The sequence below is a fragment of the Streptomyces sp. NPDC042336 genome, from assembly GCF_055581985.1.
Map to the genome: position 1 here is coordinate 1 of NZ_JBVJEA010000077.1, position 4150 is coordinate 4150.

Genomic DNA, 4150 nt, shown 5'->3' on the forward strand with positions numbered 1-4150 from the left:
CCGCCAGAACGGCCTCGATCCCCTCCGGTCTCCCCATACCAGACCAACGAGCCCCACAGATGGAAGCCACGACTTGTTTCCCGGCAAGCCCTAAGGGAATGGGCGGAAGCCAGCTTCTCCGTGCCGGACCCGCCGCCGGCCGAGGTCCGCGAGACGGTGTCCGCCCGCCTCCCAACTCCGGACGAGGCGTCGACCCTGCGGATCAACACAGCCTTGGCCGTTCTTGCGATCACTCGTGTTGCGGCAGACATCGCCGGGCGAGTCGTTGAAGTGGCACTGCTTGTGTTCCCTAGGGATCGTGTCGACGCCGTCTTCAGCACCCACCACGTGATCGAAGAAAGGCAGGCGCACAGATGACGCCGCAGAACGAATTGCGACTCCTCCCGTGGTCGGGCCTAGACGGCAAGCCCTGCTACCTGAGCACCAATAACAGCGGCGGCTACATGTCCCGCCTGGCGGACAACATCGAGGCGGTACAGCTCGGGATGGCGTCTGACCTCCTGGAGCAGGTTTCGGCCGCCCTCGACGACCGGGACGCTGGCGTAGAAGACCTGCGCCGCATGCTGACCGAACTGACCGGAGCTCTGCGAGACGTGCTCCGCGTAGCAACCAGCCGCGGCCACCTCCTGGCCGTGGGCGAACTCCAGCCAGGGGCGCCCCGCAGGTGAGGCTCCCGTCAGCAATCGGAAGCCCGTCTACTGATCACCGGCTCCGCTGACCAGCGGGACTGAAGAAGCCCACGGCTCTGACCAGTTCGGATGCTGTGGGCTTCTGTCGTTGTCGGTCGACGATAAGCGGCCTTCCACTGCCAGGAGACGGCCCCAGCTCGCCCCCAGACCGCACGACCTCTTCGTACCGAAGCAACCTGGGTGAATGCTCGACTTCGGTCTGCCGCGCCTGTCACCTGCGGAGACGGTCCATATGTGCGCGCGACTGTTCGTCGGCGTTGTCGCGCAGGTGAACACTCACCGGCGATTGGCGACGAATGACGTCCCGGGCCGGCAGCTGCGCTACGGCATTCCGTAGGGCGTGCACCTCCGGGGCCAGCAGGACAAAGACAAGTCGGCCGTCTGCGGCCCGTGAGTCAACGATCGTGCCGAGCTGAGCCAGTTCGCCATCCCGCAGCAACTCGGCCCAGTAACGTGTCGTCGTAACTTGTCATCTAACCAGGTGTCCTACGAGTAATCATGTAGGCATCGTATGGCGCCCGTTGAAACGGCAAGTCGATGCCACCTGAGACGTCTCCTCAGTACGCTGGCAGCCCTCAAGTCCATGCCACTATTGCGGCATGACGACCACTCAGCACGACCACAACTCACCACCGGGGCACGGCCCCGCCACGCTGGGGCAGCCGGAAACGATCAAGCTCATCCTTGAACGCTCTCAGCGTCCGACCCGCACAGTGCCGATCCGCCGAGCGTTCCTCCAGAGGGATGTGAGCAAGAGCAGATCGAAGTCATCAGGCGCTCTGGCTGAGCTGGTTCGCCGCTCCGGCAAACGGCCGTTGGACCTATACCTGTTGCTCAGTGCTGTCACTAGCGGGGGTGACTTTTCCGTCACCGAGTGGTCCACGACTTGGGCCCGGTCGGTAGGCATTTTCGATGAGACGGCAGGGACGGCAGCCGTGTCTCGCGCGTGGAAGGTCCTGAAGGAGCTCAATCTCATCACCCGAGCTCGTGGCGAGGGCGGCAAGTCAACCATCACCAAGTTGCACGAAGACGGCTCCGGGCGACCGTACACGTCCCCAGGCGAGGGGACAGGAGACCCCTATTTCCAGCTCCCGTACGAGTACTGGGACAAGGGCTGGCACAACACCCTCTCCCTTCCAGGGAAAGCCATGCTTCTGATCGCCTCGAACCAGCGGAAGCTCAAGTTCACCTTGCCCCAGGAGCGGATGTCGGACTGGTATGGCGTCTCCGCTGACACCGCCGGCAAGGGCATCCGCGAGTTGATGAATCACGGCATCCTCGTTCAGGTCGGCGACGAGTGGTTCGACACCCTCAGGACTCGATCAGGCCGAGGAACGCGTCCCGTGTACGGCCTGTGGCCCCCCTTCACCCCTCGCGCTCTTGGAGAGCCGACGGCCGAGGAAGAGGCCGACACTGAAGTTTCGTCGGGCGTCGCCCCGAAGGAATGAAGGCCGCACCGCTCCGCGTGTGGTTGGCGCCTCGACGGAGCGGTGCGACATCACCAGCACACATCACTGGATTCTCCGGAGTACCTCTTGAACAAGCACTCCATCGGACTCCCCTCCACGGGAAGCCCTCCGCCACACCCTACGCCCGTGTGGCGCCGTCGTAGCCGCCGCTACCTGCGCATCATTCTCATGAACGCCCTGAAGGGCGCCGCGTACACACTCGGTGGCACCGCCGTCACCTGGCTGATCTGGTGGGCCCAGACAGGCTGACATCTCACTGCGAGCGTGCGTCGGGCGTAGCTGGCGCAGACACATACCAGTCGGATGCTGATCGGTAGCCCGTTTACTGATCACCGGCTCCGCTGACCAGCGAGGCTGAAGAAGCCCACGGCTCTGACCAGTTCAGGTGTTGTGGGCTTCTGTCGTTGTTGGTAGGCATTGGGTTACCTCGCACGGTTCAGGGGCGATCCCCTGCCAGCAACCTGCCCACGTGAGCTCAGTTGCGGGCAATATCTGGCGTGAATCGCCAGCGAGCACCCGAGAAACCCGCCTACCATGGCAAGGCTAATGGGAGGGAAGAGGGGCAACCATGACGACAGACGGAAATCACGAGTCGAGTGAATTCCAGTTTGATGAAACCCTAACCGAGTTTATGGATCGGCAGCAATTCGAGGTCCTTAAAAGAGGTGAGGGTCTAATTCAGTTCAGACGTGGCCAGGGGGCGCGTTACCTCACGCTGCCGGAGCGTGACGTTCCTATACTAGTGGACCAAATTGCCGCATACCCTGAGCCGCACCCAGAATTTCAAGGAGTGGTCAGCACGAAAGCCAGATACGTTGAAGTGGCGGTGCGTCCTGGCCTCCCTCGCCCAATATCGGTTCTCTTGCGACCGCTGGTCCAGCAGCATTTTGATTGCGAAGAACACGCCCGCGACCCTTTTCCGCGAACATCGCCCGCTGAGGACAGGCACGGCTCACGTGATGGAACTGCGGTGTCGTGGCACATGCGGGACGCATCATCGGGATGCTGTCTCGAATTGTCAACCATATCCCCATGTGCCACCCTGTTTGGGAACGGCAGGTTTTCGCCACTGCTTCGATGGAACATGGTTGCCATGTCGGTAAAAATTGCGTTCGGTGAGGAGCTCGACAAGAAGACGCTCCTATCTCGTAGCAGGGGAATACTAGACTCATTCCTGTTTGAACTGGACGTGCGAAACGGGATATCCATGGTTCCCGTGCGCATGGAAAAGAGGCGCTCGTTCGCGGCTGATAGCAGCGCGAAGCGGAGCCTGGAGCTGCGCTTTCCGAGAACGTCGGTCAGGCCAGAAGTTTCAGAGCTATTCTCCTTCGCTGCCTCCGCGGCCAGCAACCCCCCGCTGTCATTCCTTTCCTACTATCAGGTATTGGAGTACTTCTTTCCGGCCGTCGCACACCGCAATACAATCAGGAAAGTTAGGCGCGAACTTTCTGACCCACTATTCGATTCGGCCGAGGATTTTTCAATTGCTAGAATCGTTTCATCGGTCGAGAGGGCGGCGATATCCTCAGAGGAGTCCCAGCTTAAGGTGCTGGTGAACGATTGTGTACGAACAGACCGGCTTCAAGCCTTCTTCTCTCTCGATGAATGGGAAAATCACTTCTCGAAGTCGGGGCCCATTTCCGGTATTGAGTACATCAACATAAAAAACCCGCAAAAATCTCTGGCTAATCAAGTGGCTGAGCGCGTATACGGCCTGCGAAACCGCATCGTGCATGCCAAGGATGATCCCAAATATGCTCAAGCACGTGTGCTATTGCCTCAAAGTGAGGAAGCGTTTTCGCTGGGGCCCGATATCGCCCTGATTCGCCTGCTTGCCGTGGAAGCAGTAATAGACGCGCAAACGACTACGTGACCTGATGCGAACCAAGGTCGGCGGAGCGGCTTTGGGCTGGAGCTGCTTTGGGGCGAGTGATCTTGGCCCCGTAAGCTGATGGCGAGTCGGGCAGTCTGTGGACCTGCCCGTTAAAGCAC

5 protein-coding genes are annotated in these 4150 nt (G+C 60.7%); all 5 read left to right on the forward strand.

Going from position 1 to position 4150, the window contains the following annotated elements; genetic code table 11:
• The coding region (locus tag ACZ6IM_RS42275) for a UTRA domain-containing protein (RefSeq protein ID WP_469564560.1) at positions 1–357 on the forward strand (357 nt) is incomplete at its 5' end.
• Positions 354–668 carry a hypothetical protein gene (locus ACZ6IM_RS42280; protein ID WP_189283254.1) on the forward strand — a complete coding sequence of 105 codons (315 nt, stop codon included), beginning with the start codon at positions 354–356 and terminating at the stop codon, positions 666–668. The genes ACZ6IM_RS42275 and ACZ6IM_RS42280, both read left to right, overlap by 4 nt.
• A gap of 620 nt (positions 669–1288) precedes the next feature.
• Positions 1289–2137: a hypothetical protein gene (locus tag ACZ6IM_RS42285; RefSeq protein ID WP_189283256.1), complete on the forward strand. Its 849-nt coding sequence runs from the start codon at positions 1289–1291 to the stop codon at positions 2135–2137.
• Between the two features lie 147 nt (positions 2138–2284).
• A complete protein-coding gene (locus tag ACZ6IM_RS42290; RefSeq protein WP_469564563.1) occupies positions 2285–2407 on the forward strand; it encodes a hypothetical protein in 123 nt (40 codons plus the stop codon).
• A gap of 319 nt (positions 2408–2726) precedes the next feature.
• A complete protein-coding gene (locus ACZ6IM_RS42295; RefSeq protein ID WP_189283257.1) occupies positions 2727–4031 on the forward strand; it encodes a hypothetical protein in 1305 nt (434 codons plus the stop codon).
• Positions 4032–4150: the final 119 nt, after the last annotated feature.